Genomic DNA, 20972 nt, shown 5'->3' with positions numbered 1-20972 from the left:
ATTAGTTGCGTACTTTGGGTTTAGGAGGAGGGGTTTTAGAAATCAGAAACTCCGGCGTTACCAACTGTATTCCCTTAAGAAGCCAAATCGGAAAGGAGCCATAAGAATCGAGCATGCCCATATCCTCGGGCTTTACGTCCTCGGGTTTTACTTTCGGCTCTGCCTTTTGCTCTTCCGTCGATTTGGTTTGCTCAACCTTGGATTGTTCAACCATTGGATTAAATACCTTAATAAGTGAAAACGTTCTGTATATCTTGCAAAACGCCCGATAATACCTAGATGGATTGGCAAATGGTACTATTTTTTATTCTAATTTAAAATAGAAAAAAACCGAAGCTCTGAATTACAATTTGAGGCAAAGTCCCTGAGTGTATTTCCAGTCAATCGCCGCGTTCGGGTTCAATTGCCCGAATTGCTCCTTCAATTGCGCAACACAAAAATCCAACAACTCATCAAGGTAACGCTTGTCGCTATCGACCCAGGCCATCGGTTGATTCTGCAAGGCTTCCTTAAAACTCGCGATCAAATCCGGGTTCGGCTCTTTCGCGTCGCCCTGATACACATTCGGCAGAAAGAACATCTTCAAAAAACTCCGCGCCGCGCTATCGGCAAGCGGCTCGCATTGCACCCCTTGATACAGGATATGACCCGCAAGCGCCGTCGAGACGATGCAGACGATATTCATCGCGTCCTTGCTTTCAGGAAAGGTCGAGTCCTGAGTCAATTGCTCCAGCCCAATTTCATTCAGCGACAAAACCGTAGATGCCAGGCGCGCATGAAATCGTTGTCGATCCAGAAAGTCTTCCATTGCCACAACTTCCTCAAGGTCTTGAAAATCGCGCCAGTCAATCGCTGTATCGACCGTTTCCAGACTCCAGATTTGCGGGAAGCGTCCCATCAGGGCCGCGATCCGCTCCTTGTCCACCGGCGGCATGAGATATTCCAGCGCCTTGCCGCGCTCGCTGATCAACTGTTGCGCCTTCGCCTTGAGTTGAAACAATCGTTCGTAACCGACCTGAAACAAAGGTTGCAACCAGGTTTTTTCCAATATGCGCGCGCCTTTTTCCGGATCACCTTCAGCCCCCAGTTGCAGACCGATATTGACGTAGCCCATGACTTTCTGAAGAACTTTCTTGCGCGACTCCGCATCCGAAGCGTCCAACTGATCCGCCACCATGACCTTGTTGCCCAGGTAAACCATCTCCCAGCGAATCGCATCGAAACGACTGCCCGCTTTCATCACGCCCAGGCATTGTTTGTAGAACGAATGGTCCCCCCCGTCGATCAAAGGATACGCCGGGGGCAGGTAAGCGTCGCTTCGTTCAAAATGCGAGGCGTCCGGCGCCGGTTCCCGCAAAGCTTCCGGCTTGAGCGCGCTGTAAACCTGGATCGCCTCTTCAAACTCAGGGATGCCGTGCGCGCTTGAGCGCACCTGACGCCAATGGTAAGCGCGTTCCACCGTCTGCGTGACGGGATACCAGATCACCGCTTCCATCAAGGAAAAATAAACCCCTTCTTCCGCTTCACGCAAACGCAAAATCGCTTTCTTGATCGCGCTATAGTCTTCCGTCTTGAAGAAAATATCGTAAACCCCGTCCGGCGAGAAATGATCCAATCCTTCCACGCCCTCATAGGAATCCGTCATCTCGTCCTGCTTGTACACCTTGATCAGGGATTGCATGAGCATGACCTTCTGCTCGAACTCTTCGGTCAGAATCCATTCCATGAATTTGGACTCCTCCGCCTGATCCAGAATCTCCACCCATTCCATGGCCCGATCCGGTTTGAACTTGTCGCCCTGCCACCATTCCACGTCGAACATGAACTGCAACTGATCCGGGGTCGCGATCGCAAGCACCGCCAGCGAGTCCGACTCGCCCTTCTCTTTGACCATCTGATACACTTCCTCTTCCGGCAACAATTGAATGACTTCCTCGGCGCGTTCGCACAAGGTCAGCGCATCCACTTTGCAACGCAAGGGCATGCTCAGGATTTCCTGCGCCTGCTCCTGCACAGACATGGAAGAAAGCAGGTTTTCCACCTCGCGCGGTCGGGAGTATATCCAGTCCACAGGAAACGGAGATCCCGTCGATGCGTTGCTTTGTGATGACTCGTTCATTATTAATAGGTAGGTTCAGGAATGTTATATGAATTATTACGAGTTTGAAGCCGGATAAGCAACCTCAATCTTCACTCGATAAAGGTCGACTATCCGTTCTGCGCAGGATAGTATTCGGCAATCAATATCCGCAATGCTACAAGCGCCTAATCCGTCAACAACATCGCCGCTGTCAGCAAACGCCCCGTTGCGCCTTCCTTTCGATAGGAATAAAACATGTCGGTTCGACACGCGGTGCAATGACCGGAAAGAGAAAGACGATCTTCCAGAATCCCGGCCTCCAGCGCATCCTCGCGATTGGCCTGAACCAGATCCAGAAGAAATTTTCCATTAGTCTGTCGTTTCGCCAAACGCGTCCAGTCGTCAAAGTTATCCTTGAACGCCTGCAGACAATCCTCCTCAACTTCGTAACACGCGCCGCAGATTCCCGGTCCGATAGCGGCGATCAAACTCTTCGACGCGCATCCATATTCTTTTTGCATAGCGCGAACGGTTTTATAAAAAATACGCAAGCCGCTTCCCTTGCGCCCCGCATGAATCGCCGCGCAAATTTTAAGCTTCGGATCGAAGACAAGAACCGGAATGCAATCGGCGGTCAACACGCCGACCGGTCGTTCAACAAGATGCGTTACGATCGCGTCGGCGCAAATTTCACGCGTTGCCATCGGGTCGTTGTCTTCATTTTTTAAAAAATAAATCGCATCTCCATGCACTTGTTTCATCAAAAAAAATGTTCCCCTTTTTGCATCGTAAATGTCATTGCAAAAAGATTCGCGTTGTTTAGCTAAACGCGGCGCGTCCGAATCGATTTTTTTATAACGTCGAGTTGAGCCGCTCTGGGCATAGCTTTCCCGAAGGCTCGTTCCATGCAGTATTTTTTTTTCTTCTTCTAAAATTTTAAAGGTAATCATAAAAATTTATTTTAAATAAAAAAAACGCACGCGCAAGCGCCGTTTTCAAAACTAAATCAAAGAATATTTTCTTGACATTAAATGGGTATCGCATAAAATATTTTTTAAATATTTGGGCGCTGAAACGAACACCGAATATTTAAAAGGAGATCTTGATGGCAACCAAGAAAAAAGCAGCGAAGAAAAAAGCAGCTCCAAAAAAGAAAGCCGTAAAGAAGAAAGCGGCTCCGAAGAAAAAAGTCGTGAAGAAAAAAGCGGCAAAGAAAGCGGCTCCGAAGAAAAAAGCCGTGAAGAAAAAAGCCGCGAAAAAAGCGGCTCCGAAGAAAAAAGCCGTGAAGAAAAAAGCGGCAAAGAAAGCGGCTCCGAAGAAAAAGGCCGTGAAGAAAAAAGCGGTAAAGAAAGCGGCTCCGAAGAAAAAAGCCGTGAAGAAAAAAGCCGCGAAAAAAAAGGCAGCTCCAAAAAAGAAAACACCCTGAAAATTCCCAACGGCGTCTCTGCTTATTTTACAATCGGCAAGGCGCCGTTGGAGTTTGTAACAATGGAATTAAAAACCCCGTCTTTCGTTTCAGCGCCCCAATTCTTTCAAGACCGGGTTCATTCAGGCCTTTCTTCCCTCCCTTAAGAAATCTTTAGACAGACCGCCTTGTGAAAATCCGATTTTAAAGACCGGCTTCGTTCAGGCCTTTCTTTCCCCCTCAGGATAGCTTCAGATAAATCGCTTTGAGATACTCGCATTCGGCAAAGGGCGCCGGATGGTCCAGAGCATGCCCTGTACGCTCTAATTCCGCCGTCACGCGTCCCTCGGCTCCGTTCAACACCGCTTGAAAGAATTCGTCACCCCCGACTGGCTTCGAGCATGAAGCCGCAATCAAGACGCCTCCAGGAGCCGTCACGGCGCAACCCAGTTGAGACAGTCGTGAATAAGCCGCCAGCGCTTTGGGCGCCTGGGATTTACTGCGAGCGAAAGCTGGCGGGTCCAGTATCACCAAATCAAAAGTCCGCTTCTGCGCCTGCAACTCACTCAAAGCCTCGTAAGCGTCTCCCTCCATCTGCTCTAAACCTTTCGCCTTGAGAATAGACTCGTCAAAATTATGCAAGCAGTTTCGCCGCGACGCATCCAGCGCGAAACGGTTCAAATCAATTTCCAAAACCGATCGGCAATCGCCGGAAAAGGCATAGACGGAAAATGCGCCGGAATAACTGAACACATTCAACACGCTCTTGCCTTTCGCCAACTGTTTCACGCGCGCGCGATTGTCCCTCTGGTCGAGAAAAAAACCCGTCTTCTGTCCTCTCACCGGATCGCACTCGAAGACCAGCCCGTTTTCCTTGAACAGCACAGCCCCCTGAACCGCCGGACCGAATAACATCTGCCCTTCAATGAAGTCGTATTTCGACAGGGATTCCCTGTCTTGAAGATTGCGGCTCAAACGCAGAACGCATCGTTTGAATTTAAAAATCTCTTCGATCAAAGATCGCAAGGTTTCCATGTGAGGGAACCAGGCGGCGGAGTAGATTTTCAAAACGCCCGTGTCTGCGTAACCGTCCAAAACCAGCCCGGGAAAACCGTCTCCCTCGCCATGAATCCAGCGACAGCCGTTCGTTTCCTGTTCGAGTAAAGGCAGGCGTCGCTCTCGTGCTGTTTGCAGTTGACGGCGGAAAAATGCGGCGTCGATAGAGGTCGGTTTGCGGCTTTGCAGGATGCTCAACCGAAGCGGCGAATCAGGATCGTACAAACCGATGGCGAGGAATTTGTTTTGCGAATCGTAGACCACGCCAAGATCGCCCGCCACTCCCCGACCGCTTTGCTGGACAATCTGGTAGTCGAACACCCAGGGCCAGCCCTTGCGGATTTTGTTTTGCATGGCCCGCGAAACTTCAATTTTAATCATGTGGCTTGAGTGGCGCTCGCTACGCGCATGGAGAGAAGGCGTGATAACGCGGGACTCCGAGATTCATCCCCCGCTTCAACCCTGACGCAACTCGGAAAAGGTCTGCACCCACTGCTCGAAGGAGGACATATCCGCATCGGACAAACGACGCTGATAAGAAGTGAAATGTTTGGATTCGAATGGATTGAGTATCTTGCGCGCCTTGCTTCGCGTTAACACTTCATAATGCAAATGCGGCGCGAAGGTTCGCCCGGTGTTCCCCGATTCGCCGATTTTATCGCCGCGTTTCACGCGCTGACCCGGTTTCACCAGCACCCGGCTCATGTGCAGATAGCGCGTCATCAATCCCTTGGTGGGATGATCGACTTCGATGCAGTATCCGTTGTTACGAATGTTCCATTGCGTGCGTTTCACAACGCCGTCAAAGCTGGAAAATACCGGCGTTCCCACTTCCGCCTTGAAGTCCGTTCCTGAATGACCGCGGGAGCCTGATCGAAAATCGCCGGGCAGGGAGGTGATCTCCATGTAGTCGCGAATCGGCGCATGGTCGTCGTTCAAACGATGCGCGATCTCTTTTCCCGTCTCGTCAAAATAAGCGCCGTACTTCATATTCGGACCTTTATAAAAATAGGCCTGAAAGGTTTTCTTGAAGCGGCGGCTCTTGTAAGTCATCTTCAGGACATTGATGCTGTCGGCATCGCCCGGTTTTTCGTAGAGCGCTTCCAGCGTATCGCCGTTGCGCATGCTTCGGTTGACGTCGAAGAACCAGGACAATAAACGCGCGATATGCGCCGCCAGCGGTTGACATTCATCCTTGCTGGAGATCGACTTGCACACGGAGTAGCTCAGAGAATTGCGAATTTTTGTCTGCACCTGAAAGACAGTCGAATCGACCGAATCCATCGAACGCGGGAAGGATGCGATTTGCAATTCTTCAGGCTCGTTCGGCTCGGCTTCATCAGAAATCACCGCCGTCTTCACCACCGTATGCGCGACCTCGGTCTCTTGCTGATTGGAAATGAGCGGGTTGATCTCTTCCCGCGCGGATGTTTCCTGCGCAACGATTTCCGGTTCCTGAAAGTAAACAAAATAAACATTCGCGCCCAGCGACATGAATAAAATCAGAAAAAACAGGGTCCGTAATCTTTTCTTGCGCGGGGCTTCCACCATTTGATTGTTCAGCGTTGAGAAATCGTGCATTTTTTTAAAGTGGGAAAAGTTTTAGTGAATATTTGAAGAATTTCTGAGATATTGAAAGCTGGCTGTCTACAAACGAGGCGGGCCGTTCCAAATGTCCCCAACGCCTCTTATAAGCTATTACTTTTCAACAGCTTATGATTATCGCAGATTAGAGCTATAATCTCAAGTCCGCAGAATGATTTTATGACTTTTGTTCCAGAATTGATTTATATCGAACCCGGCGTCGAGAACGAAGCCTTCACGCGCGAGGTTCTTGAGCGTTTTCCATCCGTTCCCGTCGAGTCCTGCGCGGATCCGGCGCAAGCCGTGGAAGCGATCAAGCAGACGCAAGAAGACTGGTTTGGCGCCTGCAAACGCCGTTTGTTTCTCGCCCGATTTAAAGGTTCTTTTTTGAAGAAGTGTCCCGGAGTCAGTCCCGGCATGGTGTGTTGCAATTATTTCGTCGTCAACCTGATGAAAAATTGCGTCTACGATTGCTCTTACTGTTTCCTTCAGGATTTTCTGAAAAACAACCCGCTTCTGGTCGCCTTCGTCAATATAGAGGATTTGTTATCTGAATTGCAAGCGAGCTTCGACGCGCACCCCGACCAGGAATTTCGCGTCGGCACCGGCGAAATCACCGACAGCCTGGCGCACGATGCGGGCCTGCCCTATTCAAAGGCCCTGATTCCTTTTTTCAATCGGCAAAGCAACGCCGTTCTCGAACTCAAAACCAAATCCGACGAAATCGGAAATTTACTGACCCAGGAAAACACTGAAAATGTCATCGTCTCCTGGTCGCTGAATCCCCGTGAAATTGTCGACCGCGAAGAGATCGGAACCCCCGCGCTGGAGAAACGACTCGCCGCCGCGCGACGCTGTCAGGAAAAAGGCTATCGCATTGGCATTCACCTCGATCCGATCATCCTGTTCCCCGGTTGGGAGCGCGCCTACAAAGACCTGGTCGAAGAAATTTTTCTCAATCTGAATCCAGACGCCATCGAATGGCTCAGCCTCGGAAGTTTCCGTTACCGCTCGGGCCTCAAGCAAATGATTAAGGAAAGAAATCCGCAAACGCTTCTGTTTTCCAGCGAACATGTCGCCAGCAAGGACGGCAAGTTTCGCTACCTGCGCCCGCTGAGGAATCAAGCCTATGAAACCATTCGCGACTACGTCAAACAACGCGCCGAATCCCTGAGCGTGTATCTGTGCATGGAAACCCGCGAGGTTTGGGAAGGCGCCACCGGAGCCTTGCCCAAATCCGATCCGCATTTAAAAACATTCTTTTCGCCGACCGCAAAACTCGTCAAACAAATTTAGCGTCGTTTTAAACGATCGAAACCTGGAGGAAACGAGATGGAGCCGATTGACCAGATTGCCGGCAAGCTGGGATTGAGCGATGCCGACCTGATCCCCTACGGAAAATACAAAGCCAAAGTCCGACTGGATGTTTTAAATCGTCATCCGCAAAAGGGAAAGCTCATTCTCGTCTCCGCAATCACCCCCACATCGGCGGGAGAAGGCAAAACCACCACAACCATCGGCCTCGGCCAGGGCTTCGCGCAACTGGGCGAGTCCGTCTGCCTCGCGCTCCGCGAACCCTCGATGGGTCCCTGCATGGGTTTGAAAGGCGGTGCGACCGGCGGCGGCAAAAGCACGGTAGAACCTTCGGATGAAATCAACCTGCACTTCAACGGCGACTTTCACGCCATCGCTTCCGCCAACAATTTGCTCGCCGCTTTGCTCGACAATCGCATCTACCATTCCGGCCTGTCCAAAATCGACCCGCGCCGAATTCACTGGCGCCGCGTGATGGACATGAACGACCGTTCGCTACGCAACATCGTCATCGGCCTGGGCGGGGTTATGCAAGGCGTGCCGCGCGAAACCGGATTCGACATCACCGCCGCCTCGGAGATCATGGCGATCCTCTGCCTTTCAGAAAATTACGAAGACCTCAAACAACGACTCGACCGCATCCTGCTCGCCTTCACCTACGACGAAGAACCGGTGACCGCGCAAACCCTCAACGCCACCGGCGCTCTGGCCGCGCTACTGAAGGACGCTCTGTTACCGAACCTGGCGCAAACATCCGAAGGCGTGCCCGCTTTCATCCACGGCGGCCCCTTCGCCAACATCGCGCACGGCTGTAATTCCGTACTCGCAACGCGCATGGCCCTCGCCACCTCCGACTGGGTCATCACCGAAGCGGGCTTTGGCTTCGACCTCGGCGCTGAAAAATTTTTCGACATCAAATGCAAAAGCGCCGGACTCGACACCGCCGCCGTCGTGCTGGTCGCCACCTGCCGCGCCCTCAAACTGCATGGCGGAGCCGACGCCAACGAACTCGACCGACCCGACCCGGAGCGCGTGCGCCAGGGACTGCCCAACCTCGACCGCCACGCCGAGAACATCAGGAAATTCTGCGAGCCGCCCATCGTCTGCCTGAACCGCTTCGCCGCCGACAGCGACGAAGAAATCGACGTCGTTCGCAAACATTGCGAAAGCGTTTTGAAAATCCCCTTCGCCGTCAGCGACGTCTTTGCCAATGGCGGGGCGGGCGGACGCGAACTGGCGCGAGTGGTGCGAGAACATGCAGAGAAACAATCAGACCCCTATTGCCCGTTGTACGACTGGAGCGAAGACGTTAAAACGAAAATCTGGAAGGTCGCGCACAATATGTACGGCGCCGGAGAGATCAAGTACGCCGCCAAAGCCGAACGCGATTTGCGCACGATTGAAAAACACGGTTACGACAAACTCCCCGTCTGCATCGCTAAAACGCCAGCATCGTTCACCGACGATCCCAAGATTCTCGGCAGACCCGAACCCTTCCCCATCACCGTGCGCGAAATCCTCATCTCCGCCGGCGCCGGATTCCTCATCCCCCTCACCGGAGAAATCCTGCGCATGCCGGGTTTGCCGCGCACGCCGCGCGCCGAGTCCATCGACCTGATCGACGGAAAAATCCAGGGCGTGCGGTAGATTGCGTTTTTTCATCCCTTTTCCTCAATCCCTGCTTTGACTTTGAAAATTCTATTCTTTATACTGAAGGTAAAGGTTATAATTACTCTCAAAATTTGACGCAATTTATAACGAACCGTCGCCGACCTTTCACCCAACATGAAGCGAATCCTCATAGTAGACGACAGTTCTACCTTCCGCGCCATCGCCCGCATGGAGCTGGCGAAAGGCGATTTTGAAATTCTTGAAGCGCTCGACGGCGAATCCGCCCTCGAAATTCTGGAAGAAGAGGTCGTTGATCTGGTCACGATGGACCTGGAGATGCCCGGCATCAACGGATTCGAAACCGTGCGCCGCCTGCGCGAAAAGCAGGCCGAAACTTCGCCCGAGAATGTTGGCAACCCGCCCGTTATCTTCATCACCAGCGACGATTCCATGGAGGTTCGGCGCCAGGGTTTTGACGTCGGAGGGGCCGACTACATCACCAAACCCTTCGTCTCCGGCGAATTGCTCAACTCCATTCACCGCATCCTGTATCCCGAAAATTTATTCAAGGGCTTGAAGCTACTGGTCGTCGACGACAGTCCGACCATCCGCTCGATGTTGTTGAATATCCTCAAGGGCGAGGGTATCACCGCCATTCCCGCGAACAACGGCAAAGAAGCGCTTCGGATTTTTCAGGAGCAGGAAGTGAAATTCGACATGGTCCTGACCGATCTGGTCATGCCGGAAATGGATGGACTGCAACTCTGCAAAGCCCTGCGCCACGATCTGAACCAGAAAGACCTGCCCATTTTTTTGCTGAGCGGTTCCGCCAACAAGGACGACGTCCTGCGCCTGTACCATGCGGGCATCACCGACTACCTCAGCAAACCCTTCGCCAGAGAGGAATTGATAGCGCGCATCCGCGTTCATATCAATTCACTCTTACTCAATCGCGAACTGGTTCAAAAAGTGGAGCAGTTAAAAAAACTCAGCAAGCTGAAAGACGAATTCCTTTCCATCGCCTCGCACGATCTGCGCAACCCCCTGGGCAATATCAAACTCAGCGCCGAACTCATCGCCGAAGGCCAGGTATCGGAAGAGGAGACCGAAGAATATCTCGAAGTCATTCAAAGCACATCTCAATACCTGCTAGAGTTGATCAACGATCTTCTCGATCTTGGTCACTTGCAGGACGAGCGCGAACTGGACAAATCGATCTTCGCCTTTTCATCATTGGTGAAAGAAAGCATCCAGTCGCTTGCGCAACTGGCGGTGAACAAAAATATCCAGATCGAATATCAGGAAACCTCTCTGCAAATCAATGGAAACGCCGCCGCGCTGAGGCGCGTTATCACCAATCTTCTCTCCAACGCCATCAAGTTCACCCCCGAAGGCGGAGAAATCCGCTTGATTTTAGAAGCTCCAGACGATACAAATATGCAACTCACAGTGCAAGACAACGGCATTGGCATACCGGCGAACAAGATACCCGTTCTGTTCGACAAGTTCACCAGCGCATCGCAAGCGGGAACGCGCGGAGAGAAAAGCGCCGGACTGGGAATGTATATCGTCAAACAACTCGTGGAAAAACACAGCGGAACGATCACGGTCGAAAGCGAACCGGGAAAAGGAACCCGCTTCCAGATTATCCTCCCAACAATTCAATAACGCGCGCCTGTAGCTCAGCTGGATAGAGCAACGGACTTCTAATCCGTAGGTCGCTGGTTCGAGTCCAGCCAGGCGCACTTTATATCAAGGGTTTACATCTTTCGCAGCAAGCCCTTTTTCGTCGATTATGATAGAACTATGATAATCGAGAACTGATACCGCCTGTTTCAACCTTTCCGGATTCAAATGCGCATAACCTAGTGTGGTGGCTATGTTCTTATGCCCTGCCAGTTCCTTCACGGTGTAGATATCCACTCCGGCCTGAACCAACTTGGAACAAAAATCATGTCGGAGATCGTGGAACCTGTAATCTGGATACCCTGCCGTTTTGCAGGCTTTCTTGAACGCCCGATAAACGCCCCACTTGGTATACGGCTTGCCTTCCCGGTTGATAAAAACATGAGGACTGCCAGACCTTCGTTTTCTTTCCTGCTCCGTTAAAACTTCAAAAACCTGTTGCGTCATGGGTATGCCTAGCGAGTGAGAATTCTTCACTTTCTTGGCATCCAGTACGATCAACCGAGTTTTGATGTTCACTTCGGACCATTCCAGAAACACTACATTGGAAAGCCGTAGCCCCGTGTTTTTCGCTAAAAGAACGATGGGCTTTACCCATTCTGCAAGCAGGTTGAATATTTCCTGAAACTCATTTTCCGGGAAATACTTCACCCGCTTTTGTTCTTTCTCCCGCTTGATGCGGGATACCGGGTTGTCCCGATGCCATCCCCAGACTTTTATCGCCTGATTGTACGTTGCCGATAAATAAGCCAGTTCCCGATTGATGGTAGCGGGCGCAATCTTCTTTCTTCGATGCGTTACATACCGGGCAACGTGGTCGGTTGTGACTTCCGCCAACTTGAGGTTGCCAAGAAAATCAAGAAGCCTTCGGGAAATGCGCTTCTCGTCATTCATAGCGACCGGGTTTTTCTGCGGCGTCACTTCCTTGATGTATCGTGAAAACAGATCGCGCAGGGTTTTATCCTTGCCCTTACTGTTTTCAAAATACCGTCCTTCCGCAATCTGGGTTTTGACTTTGAAATAGATCGACTCGGCAATCTTCTTGTTATCCGTTCCCGTTGATTTGCGGCGTTGACGTCCTCCCAGTGAGTAACTCATCCACCAAACCTTGCTTCCCTTCTGTCTATAAAGGGCCATATTCAACCTCCTTTAAGGAAGTTGATCGCAGGTCGGGTTTCCCTGTATCTGTATGGAATATTCTATCAAAGGCTATATTCATCCTCAAACTCATTCGCCTTGGGGTTTCGAGGGTCTTCCGGGTTTTGGTGGCGCGTTTCAATCCATGCTTCGACTTCCTGTTTCTTGAAAAGAATCAATCCCTCTATTCGATAATGCGGAATCACTTTCTTACTGACCCACGAATACAGGGTTTTGGGTTTGACTCCCAGAAACCGGGATAATTGAATCACTGACAAGAACGCTGTCATTCGATCATCCCCGTTGAAAGTATCCGATTGAATCGTTTCGCTTCCTGAATCAATTTTGCCTTGATGCTGATTGGCTTTTCGATTGCCTCCTTTTTGAACCATGCGCGGATTGATGATTTGAAATTTCGTTGAATCAATCGCTCCAGCTCACGATCTTTGAATTGATCGAATGATTTGCGATGTTCCCGGCGAATTTTGGACATCAAAATTTGAAAACCGCCCACGCGATTGATCGATTCATCATCCTCAAAATTGTAGAATTTGAATCGATCAAAATAGGAAGCCAATTGTTTTGGATCATTTACCAATTGATTCAAATTCATTTTCAATTGACCGATTTCGATCGAAAAGCGGGTGATTGGTTTTCCATTCATTAACTGCAATTCGTTTTCGGTCAGCTTCCCGGTTTTGCCCAATTTCCGAAGTAATTGGGAATTCTTATTGAAAATGCGGATTTTGGGATCAGTTCCAATGTAGATGGTCTTGCCCTTATAGAAGCTCACACTCTCCCGGCGATAACCTATCACCCAGAGACGGGCCAGGACGATATCCAGAGGAAGGCTTTCAATATCCGAATGCAATTCAATCCGCGAAATGTTGAAATCATTCAAATCGATTTCATGGCTATCGGGGAAGAGGTCGAGCAGATAATCTTTCAATTCATGGAAACGATCAAAATGCTTTGAATGAATATCGACCTTGGTATAGGGAATTCCAAAATTCGTGACCGCGCCGAATTGATGCGGTTGCCACATCACCACGGCACAATCCAGCTTGCAGAAGTTTTTGTAAAACTTCCTCCGCAGATTATCCGGTTTCATGACCCCCAACTCCCTAAGCTTGGGAATATCCGGCTCTAACGAGGTAGTGAGACTGATTTTTCCAATACCCATAACTATCCCTGTACGACTTTCCCGTTATATAAACCTGAAGGGCGAGGCTCTATAATTAGCTTCCATTCACCCAAAAAATGATAAATTACCCAACCAAACAGTCAGTAATAAGCTATCAACTGTTATTGTAATTCTAGTAGAAATTAAAATCAAGAGGAATCAATACAAGGATTCCCCGTTTTAAGTAGATGATTTGAAAAAAATAATTAATGGGTTTTTATCTCAAATGGTCCCTATTCAACTTCACAGTAAAGCCTTTGAGATTTAACTTGCGTCAATCTTTTTTTTGTCAATCGGCAGGGGGGGCAGGCCAAGCTTATCAAGGAATTCATTGTGACGGATAGTGGCGGAAACGATTTCTTTCTCCAGTTCCACCAACTCATCATTCACCTCCTGCAAGGCTATTTTTTTATCTGGCCTGGCGGTGCTGACATACCTGGAAATATTCAGATTGTAGTCATTTTTCTCAATTTCCTTCATCGACACCCGGCGCGAAAATCGTTCCTCTTCCTTGCGATACTGATAAGTATCAATAATTTTATCGGTGTGCTCCGGCAATAGGCGGTTCTGTCGCTTGCCCTTTGCAAAGCCTTCGCTGGCGTTGATGAACAAAACATCGTCGAACTTCATGCATTTTTTCAGGACCAGAATGCACACAGGAATCCCCGTGGAGAAAAACAGGTTGGCGGGCAAACCGATCACCGTGTCTATATTGCTGTCCTTTAACAATTTGGTGCGAATGCGCGCTTCCGCGCCGCCGCGAAACAAAACCCCATGAGGCAGGATGATCGCCATCACCCCTTCATCGCCCAAAAAGTGAAAGCCGTGCAGTAAAAAAGCAAAATCGGCGGCAGACTTGGGCGCCAGACCGTAGCTTTTAAAACGGAAGTCTTCGCCCAGCGCTTCATTGGGTTGCCAGCGATAGCTGAAGGGCGGATTGGCCACCACCGCATCGCATTCCAGTTTTTTGGCTGGGTTCATTTCATTCAGCGTGTCCCAGTCGTTCAGCAGGGAATCGCCGTGATGAATTTCAAACTCCGAATCTCTCACCCCGTGCAACAGCATGTTCATACGCGCAAGGTTGTAGGTGGTGATGTTTTTTTCCTGCCCGTAGAATTTTCCAATACCGCGCGCGCCCAACTGGTTACGCACGTTCAGGAGCAGGGAGCCGGAGCCGCAGGCAAAATCCAGAACTTTTCTCAGTTTCTTCTTCTTGCCGCTGGCCGGGTTCTGACTGTCCAGGGTGACAATTCCGGAAAGGATCGTTGAAATCTCCTGCGGCGTATAAAACTCGCCCGCCTTCTTGCCCGAACCTGCGGCAAATTGACCGATCAGGTATTCATAAGCGTCGCCCAACACGTCGCTATCCGTGGAAAAATCTGCAATGCCCTCTGCGATTTTGGTGATGATGGTGCAGAGTTTGGCGTTTCGGGCGGCGTAATTTTTGCCCAGCTTTTCAGAATTCAGATTGATTTCCGAAAACAAGCCCTGAAAATTATTTTCAAAGGATTGGTTTTCGATGTAACTGAATCCCTGCTGTAAAGTATTCAGCAGTTCGTTGTCTTGCGTTCTGGCCTGCTCCGCGATACTGCTCCACAAATGCGCAGGCTCGATCACATAATGCACCTTGCGGCGCATCTGTTTTTCAAAATCGGCGACGTCCTTCGCATTGGCCGCGTACCACAGCGCCAGGGGAGCGCGCTTGTCCCCTGCCTCCAGTTTGGGATAATCCTTACCCAGTTCTTTTTTAGCGGCGTTTTCGTAATTATCCGAAAGATAACGCAGGAACAAAAACGACAACATATAATCGCGGAAGTCGTCCGCATTCATCGCCCCGCGCAACTGGTCGGCAATGGCCCAGAGGGTGGCTCCTAATTGTTTTTGATCGTTCTCGGTCATTACGAGGTCGCCTCTTCCGATTCCTGTTCTTCCTTCTCTGGAAATAATTCAGGGTTGAATCGATAATTCTTCATAAAATCATCTAATATTTTAATGAAGCTATCCTTGGTATCCTTCAGCATTTCTCTGGGTTCAAACAGTGAATAATCACCATGGCTTAACAGATTGATCAGCCGGGCATGAACTATATCATCGGACTCGCCCTTATCCTGCTTAATGCAGGCCGAGAAGTTATTGAAACCGTGAAAGCTGGCGGTTTTCTCTAAAATATTACGTAACATATTAAAATGGTAAGTATACAATTGTCCTGATTCCTTCGCATCATGCAGTTGCCTTAATAAGGCGACATGATGGAAGAATGGCGTGTCGCCCGTATTTTTCAACAAATACATCCTGGTTGCTTCATCTTTGCATAAAAAATATTTCTTGGGTTTTTTAAGCGCATTGCACATCACATTAAAAAATAAGGTGTGGTGCGAAGAAATCACCACCTTGATTCTGCCTTGATCATTGAGCAGTTGCGCCAGATGACTGGCCACGGCAATGGCATTATTATCATCCAGCGACGAAATCGGGTCGTCAATATAGATATACTTCACCCAACTATAAGCTTCCTGCTCATCAATAGCGAGTTGCGCGACGGCGAGAAAAAAACACCAAATAAAAATATTTTCCTCTCCGCGAGAAACTTTAATATGCTCAACCATTTCGCTACTTTCACCCTTAACAATTTCGCGCTCAAAGCTGACTGTCCAGTCATCTGTATTAATTTTAAAATCAAAATCTGCATAGCGTTGCAAGAGCGGGCGAATACGGTTATCCATTTCCACATCTTGCAAACCTGAAAAAAATTTCGATTTTGAATTGAGCTTCAACACCCTTTCGGCGTCATTTTCAAGATCGTTATCCCAGCTGAACAAATCTTCAGTAAAAGCGTTAAAATACAGGGTGTCCCTTTTTTCTTCCTCTTCCGTACCGCCGTTCTTTCCCGCTTCCTTGAACGCCATAGACAAGCGTGTTTTGCCGACTCCGTTGTAAGCAAACATGAGTATATAGTTTTTATTGTTCAGCTTTTTGCGCATATGTCTAACCAGCGCATTCAAATCGGCAAAGTCTGTGCTTTGATCGCTCATGCGCCAACCTTATCAACAGAGGGGAAGAGTTGTTGCAGGAGGCCCTTTTTATGAGCTTTCAATAATTTTACTTTTCTGCTCTGTGCGCTGATAAGTTTGTCGAAGGAAGACAAACAATCGGCGATTTTTTTTTGTTCTTCTGGTGAAGGAACTACGAAACAGTATTTTAAAAATTGTCGACCGTTTATAGAGTTAATAGTTGCTCCCAAATCGCCAGCAACTTGCCTTGTATATGCTTCGGTTTGAAAAAGTTGGAATACAAAGTTTGCCGCCTTTGCCCTAAAAATCGCCATAAACGCTCCGTGCGTGCACCGTGGCATCCCTTTCGGAATAAGCGCATTTTTACCAATCAAAGCTTTTGATCCATTTCGGACACATATAAGTATATCGTTGGGTTTTGAGAGATTGGCTCCATTAATATCAGGAGTGACAAAAACATTATCTTCAAGAACAATCTCACCATTTTTCACATTAGAAGACCTTAAGACTAATAAGCCATGATCCCTTATGTCATCAGGACTATATGTAAGCCCTGACACAAGTTCTCCTAGTTGTTCCAGCCTTTTTTCTTTCCACTCTCCCGTATTCTTGAACTCGGAGAAGCGGAGTTCGGGGAGGGTTTTTCCTTCGGCGGGGAAGAGTTGTTGCATGAGGCCTTTTTTATGAACCTTCAATGACTCTATTTTTTTGTTCTGTGCGCTGATGAGTTTGTCGAGGGAAGACAGACAATCGGCGATTTTTTGTTGTTCGCCAGTTTCTATACTAGGATATTGAATCCATTTTTCCCTAAGAGTTGAAAAGTGTCTTTTGTACTTCTCCATTACAATCGGCTTGTATTGTAAACATTGGAACAGATAAATTGTATCGACTAGATTTTTTGTTTTGATTATTTTTATTCCATCGGCACCTTGCGCAAATGGTTCCGTCGCAATCTTTAGGGAGCAAGTATGATCACCAAAAATAATCAATGGAAGAGATTCTGTAATTAATGCTTCCCGATCATCGGTCCAACCAGAAATATAATTTTGCGATTGGTCAATAATCGGATATGAACCTTCGGTTAAATACTTTGCTGTGGATAGCTTTTTCGGTGGCGTCACCGTAGATATTAGGGCAGAAACCCTTTTCTCCTCCCACTCCCCGGCATTCTTAAACTCGGGGAAGCGCAGTTTGGGGACCAGCTTTTTTGTTTTCGGCTCACTCATAAGCCGCCAGCCCCGAGATGTCGCGTCCTTCGGCGAGTTTTTTTAACAGCGGTATCAAATCTTCCATCAGGGCCAGTTCGGCTTTTGTTCTGGCTTTCCAGCCCAGGTCCTTTGGCGCGAACAGGTCGCTGAGCTGTTCGCCGTCGAAGATCATGCGGTCCATGACGAGATCGACAAATTCTTGCAGGGCCTCTCTGGTCAGTTCGTGTTTTTCCGCCAGGTCGGCCAACGCCTTGGCGGATTTTTCGGCCTTGAATGTTTCGTAGCCTGTTCGAACGGTTTTTTCGTCCAGTTCTTCGCCGGTTTGCAGGCTGTTGATGTAGGCCACGATGTCGTCGCGTTCGTCCATCAGGTTGGCGCTGGCGCCGATCAGTTCGATCAGTTGCTGGCGGGTCATGGTCTGTCTTCCCTGTTGCCCTTCGGTGGAGGCGGCGATCAGGCTCATGATGTAGTCGTAATCGATCAGGGCCGAGGAAAACAATACCAGCTCGAAGTCGAGTTGTTGCACGGGGTCTTCCGCTTCGCTGTGTTTGCCTTGTTGCGCCTTGAGGCGTTGCGCTGTTTCCAGATAGGCGCCGCGAAAGCCGCGCAGTTGTTCTTCGGGCAGGAGCGTCTTGACGCGCCCGGCCTGTTCTTCGTTCAGGTCGGTGTATTGGTCGAGCTGGGTTTTGAGGCGTTGCACTTCCTTGAAATGGTTGATGAACTCGCTCCGCGCGATATCGCCTTTCAACTGATGCACCTGCTCTGGGGCGCAGGCCAGGCCTTGCGAATCCATGAACTGTTTCAGCTTGTGGACGGCGCCGTCGAAGCGCTCGATGACTGTGGGGGCGGGATCGACCAGCCAGATTTTTCGGGCGCTGTCTTTATTCGCGCCGGAAAACAGGCTGATGGCTTCGTCCACAGCTTCTTCCTGATAACGAAAATCCAGCACATTGCCGTAGGGCTTGGTGTCGTTGAGCACGCGATTGGTGCGCGAGAGAGCCTGGATCAGGCCGTGGTGTTTGAGTTTTTTATCCACATACAGGGTGTTGAGGTATTTGGAGTCGAAGCCGGTGAGCAACATATCGACCACAATCGCGATGTCGATTTTGTTTTTGTGCGGGTAATCGCTGTTGGGGTATTTCTGGTCCTTGATGCGTTGTTGTATGTCCTGATAGTACAAATCGAATTCGTTGATCCTGTGATTGCAAGCGTATTGGCGGTTGTAGTCGTCTATGATGGTTTTCAGCGCGGCTTTTTTCCTGTCCGGTTCTGTTTCGTTATCCTGCTTTTCCTGCGGCAAGTCTTCTTGCAGTTGCTGGACGTCTTTATCGCCTTCCGCCGGGGGAGAGAACACGCAGGCGATATTGAGGGGTCGGTAGTTGTCGTCTTCAATCCGTTTTTTAGCCTGGGCTTCTTTGAACAGTTCGTAGTATTCAATGGCGTTGTTAATGGAGGCGGTGGCCAGAATTGCGTTGAAACGGCGCTGGCTGGTGGAGGCCTCGTGTTTTTTTAAAATCTCCTGCACCACGGCCTGTGGCGCAGGCGTCGATTTCTTTTTGCCTGCGGCTTTCGCTTTGCCTTTTTCGTCTTTCGGCTTTTCGCCAAAGTAGTCGATATGAAAGCGCAGTACGTTGTTGTCTTCAATGGCGTGGGTGATGGTGTAGGCGTGCAGTTGTTTTTGAAAAATATCTTCCGTGGTTTTATAGGAGCCCAGGGAGCCGTCAAATTGCTGGTAGCTGGCATTCGCTTCAAAAATGGGCGTGCCGGTAAAGCCGAAGAGTTGCGCCTTGGGGAAGAAGGCTTTGATGGCTTTGTGGTTCTCGCCAAACTGGGAGCGGTGGCATTCGTCAAAAATAAAAACAATGCGCTGATTGCGCAGGGGTTCCAGCCGTTCCTTGTAGGTTTGTTTGCCTTTCTTCTTGTGTAGCTGGGCTTTTCTGCTGTTTTCATCCAGAGCGAGGCCGAGCTTCTGGATGGTGGTGACGATGACTTTGTCCGCGTAATCTTCCGAGAGCATGCGCCGCACCAGCGTTTCGGTGTTGGTATTTTCTTCCACGCAACCTTCCTGAAACTTGTTGAATTCTTCGCGGGTCTGGCGGTCGAGGTCTTTGCGGTCGACCACGAACAGGCATTTGTCGATGTCTGGATTGTCCTTGAGCAGTGTGGAGGCCTTGAAGGAAGTGAGGGTCTTGCCGCTTCCGGTGGTGTGCCAGATATAGCCGTTGCCCCGGTTCTGATGGATGCAATCGACAATGGCCTTGACCGCATAGATCTGGTAAGGACGCATGACCATGAGCTTTTGCTCGCTAGCCACGAGAACCATGTAGCGGCTGATCATCTGGCCCAGCGTGCATTTGGCGAGAAAGCGGTCGGTGAATTCATCCAGATGAGTGATTTTTGCATTGTCCTCGCCTGCGAGTTGGTAGATGGGCAGAAAACGTTCTTCGGCGTTGAAGCTGAATTGTTGTTTTTGGTTGTTCGCGAAATAATAGGTATTGGAGCGATTGCTGACAATGAACAACTGAATGAAGCAGAGCAGGGTATTGGCGTAGCCGTTGCCGGGGTCGTTCTTGTATTCGACAATCTGCTCCATGGCGCGGCGCGGGCTGACGTCCAGGGTTTTGAGTTCAATTTGCACCACGGGCACGCCGTTGATGAGCAGAATCACATCGTAACGGTGATGGCTGTTTTCGGTGTTGAGGCGTAGCTGGTTGATGACTTCAAACTCGTTTTTGCACCAGTCTTTGATATCGACCAGCGTGTAATTCAGCGGCGAGCCGTCTTCGCGCTCGAAGGAGTTGCGTTCGCGCAAGGTTTTGGATGCGGTGAATACATCGGCGTTGACGATTTCATCACGCAGACGGGCAAACTCTGAATCGGTGAGGTGAACGCGGTTGAGCGCTTCGAATTTTTCGCGGAAGTTTTGCTCAAGCCCGACCCGATCACGGATATCTTCCCGATAGCTGTATTTGAGCTCTTTCAGCTTGGCGATCAGGACTTCTTCTATTTGTTGCTCTTTTGTCATGTGTCCGCGTTGATCATATTTGCCCGCCTTCAAGAGATCGGATATTAACAAAAGCCCATCCGGAAGAATATAGTAACTATCCATCTTCGAAGCCTGAAGAAGAATATCACAAACACTTGCTTTTGCGACGACAAGTACTTCATCTTCGATCAATTATCTAAATAGTCAACAGGTCGATAAACTATGATAATTTTTATCATAGTTTGAATTTCATAGAAAACCTCTTTGCTCTTCCCTCCGTAGGTCGAGGAAATTTTTAATTTCTATGATAGAAACTATCATACTTGGTTAAAATCCGGCCTCTTCGCAAAACCTTACGTAGGCTTTACTATGATAAAAATATGATAGAAATTTTCAAACTGGGTGGAATTTATGGAATGGATGGAATTGGCAGACCTGCCAAATTCCTTTTAAAATAGAGGGGATACAGGGAACCGACCCGAAATCAAAATCTTCCGGTTTATGGTTTTTTTCTTCTTCTAATCCGTAGGTCGCTGGTTCGAGTCCAGCCAGGCGCACTCCTATGCGGAGGGCGAATTAGCCCAAACCTTCAAACATTCATTTCAGTTCAATAGCTTCGCTTCAAATTTTGCGTATCAGACGCACTCCTACGCGGAGGGTAATGGCCGATGCGAAAAACTCATCTGCTTCGGTTTTCTTTTTAGCGTTGAG

General features: G+C 49.3%; 16 protein-coding genes and 1 tRNA gene. 5 read left to right on the top strand and 12 right to left on the bottom strand.

The window, feature by feature from the left end; genetic code table 11:
* Position 1: 1 nt before the first annotated feature.
* The 3 genes from G3M78_04825 to pgeF form a co-directional block, all read right to left on the bottom strand.
* On the bottom strand, positions 2 to 214 hold the full coding sequence (locus G3M78_04825) for a hypothetical protein (protein ID QPJ63873.1): 213 nt from the start codon (positions 212 to 214) through the stop codon (positions 2 to 4).
* A 129-nt stretch (positions 215 to 343) separates the two neighbouring features.
* Positions 344 to 2119 (bottom strand): hypothetical protein, encoded by a 1776-nt coding sequence (locus tag G3M78_04820; GenBank protein QPJ64748.1) that lies wholly within the window; start codon positions 2117 to 2119, stop codon positions 344 to 346.
* A 146-nt stretch (positions 2120 to 2265) separates the two neighbouring features.
* Entirely contained in the window at positions 2266 to 3030 is a 765-nt protein-coding gene (gene pgeF, locus G3M78_04815; GenBank protein QPJ64747.1) for a peptidoglycan editing factor PgeF, read from the bottom strand.
* 112 nt (positions 3031 to 3142) lie between these two features.
* Between pgeF and G3M78_04810 the strand changes: the two genes are divergently transcribed.
* A complete protein-coding gene (locus G3M78_04810; GenBank protein ID QPJ64746.1) occupies positions 3143 to 3652 on the top strand; it encodes a hypothetical protein in 510 nt (169 codons plus the stop codon).
* Positions 3653 to 3725: 73 nt separating this feature from the next.
* Here G3M78_04810 and G3M78_04805 read toward each other — a convergent pair whose 3' ends face one another.
* The gene (locus G3M78_04805) at positions 3726 to 4922 is read right to left on the bottom strand and encodes a class I SAM-dependent rRNA methyltransferase (GenBank protein QPJ64745.1); all 1197 of its coding nucleotides are present in this window, start codon (positions 4920 to 4922) and stop codon (positions 3726 to 3728) included.
* Between the two features lie 75 nt (positions 4923 to 4997).
* Positions 4998 to 6122 carry a M23 family metallopeptidase gene (locus G3M78_04800; protein QPJ64744.1) on the bottom strand — a complete coding sequence of 375 codons (1125 nt, stop codon included), beginning with the start codon at positions 6120 to 6122 and terminating at the stop codon, positions 4998 to 5000.
* A gap of 183 nt (positions 6123 to 6305) precedes the next feature.
* Here G3M78_04800 and G3M78_04795 point away from each other — a divergent pair, with 183 nt between their 5' ends.
* The 4 genes from G3M78_04795 (at position 6306) to G3M78_04780 (ending at position 10795) form a co-directional block, all read left to right on the top strand.
* Positions 6306 to 7421, top strand: coding sequence for a radical SAM protein (locus G3M78_04795; GenBank protein ID QPJ64743.1), 1116 nt, complete (start codon positions 6306 to 6308; stop codon positions 7419 to 7421).
* A gap of 36 nt (positions 7422 to 7457) precedes the next feature.
* Positions 7458 to 9086, top strand: a complete 1629-nt coding sequence (locus G3M78_04790) for a formate--tetrahydrofolate ligase (protein ID QPJ64742.1) — start codon at positions 7458 to 7460, stop codon at positions 9084 to 9086.
* Positions 9087 to 9224: 138 nt separating this feature from the next.
* Entirely contained in the window at positions 9225 to 10718 is a 1494-nt protein-coding gene (locus tag G3M78_04785; GenBank protein QPJ64741.1) for a response regulator, read from the top strand.
* 3 nt (positions 10719 to 10721) lie between these two features.
* Positions 10722 to 10795 (top strand) — tRNA-Arg (locus tag G3M78_04780).
* 7 nt (positions 10796 to 10802) lie between these two features.
* Here G3M78_04780 and G3M78_04775 read toward each other — a convergent pair.
* From G3M78_04775 to G3M78_04745, 7 genes are all read right to left on the bottom strand, one after another.
* The gene (locus G3M78_04775) at positions 10803 to 11873 is read right to left on the bottom strand and encodes a tyrosine-type recombinase/integrase (protein QPJ64740.1); all 1071 of its coding nucleotides are present in this window, start codon (positions 11871 to 11873) and stop codon (positions 10803 to 10805) included.
* A 65-nt stretch (positions 11874 to 11938) separates the two neighbouring features.
* Complete coding sequence (locus tag G3M78_04770) at positions 11939 to 12163, bottom strand: helix-turn-helix domain-containing protein (GenBank protein QPJ64739.1); 225 nt, start codon at positions 12161 to 12163, stop codon at positions 11939 to 11941.
* Entirely contained in the window at positions 12160 to 12984 is an 825-nt protein-coding gene (locus G3M78_04765) for a hypothetical protein (GenBank protein ID QPJ64738.1), read from the bottom strand. The genes G3M78_04770 and G3M78_04765 overlap by 4 nt, the downstream gene beginning before the upstream one ends.
* A 336-nt stretch (positions 12985 to 13320) precedes the next feature.
* On the bottom strand, positions 13321 to 14955 hold the full coding sequence (locus G3M78_04760; GenBank protein QPJ64737.1) for a type I restriction-modification system subunit M: 1635 nt from the start codon (positions 14953 to 14955) through the stop codon (positions 13321 to 13323).
* On the bottom strand, positions 14955 to 16088 hold the full coding sequence (locus tag G3M78_04755) for an AAA family ATPase (GenBank protein QPJ64736.1): 1134 nt from the start codon (positions 16086 to 16088) through the stop codon (positions 14955 to 14957). Before G3M78_04755 ends, G3M78_04760 begins: the two co-directional genes overlap by 1 nt.
* Complete coding sequence (locus G3M78_04750; protein QPJ64735.1) at positions 16085 to 17293, bottom strand: restriction endonuclease subunit S; 1209 nt, start codon at positions 17291 to 17293, stop codon at positions 16085 to 16087. The genes G3M78_04755 and G3M78_04750 overlap by 4 nt, the downstream gene beginning before the upstream one ends.
* Entirely contained in the window at positions 17286 to 20300 is a 3015-nt protein-coding gene (locus G3M78_04745) for a type I restriction endonuclease subunit R (protein ID QPJ64734.1), read from the bottom strand. Before G3M78_04745 ends, G3M78_04750 begins: the two co-directional genes overlap by 8 nt.
* Positions 20301 to 20972: the final 672 nt, after the last annotated feature.

Origin of the sequence: Candidatus Nitrohelix vancouverensis (assembly GCA_015698305.1) — a bacterium.
GTDB classification, from domain to species: domain Bacteria; phylum Nitrospinota; class Nitrospinia; order Nitrospinales; family VA-1; genus Nitrohelix; species Nitrohelix vancouverensis.
The sequence above is the reverse complement of the archived record's forward strand: the minus strand, read 5'-3'. Positions and strand labels throughout refer to the sequence as shown.

Bases quoted from the DNA above. Each gene is read 5' to 3' on its own strand.
- G3M78_04745 (QPJ64734.1), bottom strand. From the start codon at position 20,300: ATGACAAAAGAGCAACAAATAGAAGAAGTCCTGATCGCCAAGCTGAAA.
- pgeF (QPJ64747.1), bottom strand. From the start codon at position 3,030: ATGATTACCTTTAAAATTTTAGAAGAAGAAAAAAAAATACTGCATGGA.
- G3M78_04770 (QPJ64739.1), bottom strand. From the start codon at position 12,163: ATGACAGCGTTCTTGTCAGTGATTCAATTATCCCGGTTTCTGGGAGTC.
- G3M78_04825 (QPJ63873.1), bottom strand. From the start codon at position 214: ATGGTTGAACAATCCAAGGTTGAGCAAACCAAATCGACGGAAGAGCAA.
- G3M78_04820 (QPJ64748.1), bottom strand. From the start codon at position 2,119: ATGAACGAGTCATCACAAAGCAACGCATCGACGGGATCTCCGTTTCCT.
- G3M78_04765 (QPJ64738.1), bottom strand. From the start codon at position 12,984: ATGAAACCGGATAATCTGCGGAGGAAGTTTTACAAAAACTTCTGCAAG.
- G3M78_04750 (QPJ64735.1), bottom strand. From the start codon at position 17,293: ATGAGTGAGCCGAAAACAAAAAAGCTGGTCCCCAAACTGCGCTTCCCC.
- G3M78_04795 (QPJ64743.1), top strand. From the start codon at position 6,306: ATGACTTTTGTTCCAGAATTGATTTATATCGAACCCGGCGTCGAGAAC.
- G3M78_04775 (QPJ64740.1), bottom strand. From the start codon at position 11,873: ATGGCCCTTTATAGACAGAAGGGAAGCAAGGTTTGGTGGATGAGTTAC.
- G3M78_04800 (QPJ64744.1), bottom strand. From the start codon at position 6,122: ATGCACGATTTCTCAACGCTGAACAATCAAATGGTGGAAGCCCCGCGC.
- G3M78_04760 (QPJ64737.1), bottom strand. From the start codon at position 14,955: ATGACCGAGAACGATCAAAAACAATTAGGAGCCACCCTCTGGGCCATT.
- G3M78_04805 (QPJ64745.1), bottom strand. From the start codon at position 4,922: ATGATTAAAATTGAAGTTTCGCGGGCCATGCAAAACAAAATCCGCAAG.
- G3M78_04755 (QPJ64736.1), bottom strand. From the start codon at position 16,088: ATGAGCGATCAAAGCACAGACTTTGCCGATTTGAATGCGCTGGTTAGA.
- G3M78_04785 (QPJ64741.1), top strand. From the start codon at position 9,225: ATGAAGCGAATCCTCATAGTAGACGACAGTTCTACCTTCCGCGCCATC.
- G3M78_04790 (QPJ64742.1), top strand. From the start codon at position 7,458: ATGGAGCCGATTGACCAGATTGCCGGCAAGCTGGGATTGAGCGATGCC.